This window comes from Nonomuraea marmarensis (assembly GCF_043197025.1).
Lineage (GTDB): Bacteria > Actinomycetota > Actinomycetes > Streptosporangiales > Streptosporangiaceae > Nonomuraea > Nonomuraea marmarensis.
Map to the genome: position 1 here is coordinate 1 of NZ_JBICRM010000131.1, position 728 is coordinate 728.

Annotated in this window: 2 protein-coding genes; both read right to left on the reverse strand. The window is 66.2% G+C overall.

Going from position 1 to position 728, the window contains the following annotated elements; translation table 11 throughout:
• Window position 1 precedes the first annotated feature (1 nt).
• Window positions 2–559: a transposase gene (locus ACFLIM_RS50280; RefSeq protein ID WP_393178049.1), complete on the reverse strand. Its 558-nt coding sequence runs from the start codon at window positions 557–559 to the stop codon at window positions 2–4.
• Window positions 484–711, reverse strand: a complete 228-nt coding sequence (locus ACFLIM_RS50285; protein WP_449291509.1) for a helix-turn-helix domain-containing protein — start codon at window positions 709–711, stop codon at window positions 484–486. Before ACFLIM_RS50285 ends, ACFLIM_RS50280 begins: the two co-directional genes overlap by 76 nt.
• Window positions 712–728: the final 17 nt, after the last annotated feature.

Genomic DNA, 728 nt, shown 5'->3' on the forward strand with positions numbered 1-728 from the left:
CCTACGGCGGTTCGGGTTCGAGGATCAGTTCGGTCTGGGCGATGATGGCGTCGAGCAGGTCGGGCCGGTATTGCAGGTGTTTGAGATGGTGCTTGATGATGGCGGCGAGGTGGTCGATGCCGCCACGGATGGCCAGATTGGCCAGGTGGCCCTTGAGGTTGGCCCAGATGCCTTCGGCGGGGTTGAGTTCGGGGGCGTAGCTGGGGAGTTGGAAGACCGTCAGCCAGTCGTGATCGTCGACGAACTGGCGCATCTCGGCGCAGACGTGGGCGCCGAGGTTGTCCCACACGATGAGAATCGGGCCGTGTAACTGCTGGTGAGCGGCCTCCAGTAGACGCTTGAAGTCGCGGACGTGGAAACCCTTCTGCTCGTTCTTGCGGCCGTGATAGATGATCGTCCGGTAGATCAGGCGGGTCCGTCGGCCGGGCTTGACGCAGACGAGGCCGGCCACGGAGACCCGGCCCGAGCCCTTGCCGGACACGGTCACGATCGGCGTCTGGCCGCGCCGCGCCCACGTGCGGCCCTTGGGCGGGCGGAGGCTTTGCCCTGATTCGTCCACGAAGCAGATCCACGCGCCGCATTCGGCGGCCTGCCTTGTATAGGGGGCCAGGTCTCCTTCACCCAGGTGGCGATCTGCTCCTCATCGCGCTCGACGGCCCGGTGCACGGGCACCTGCGGGCTCCAGCCGATCCGATGCAGCAGATAAGACACCCCACGCGGGGTGTAGT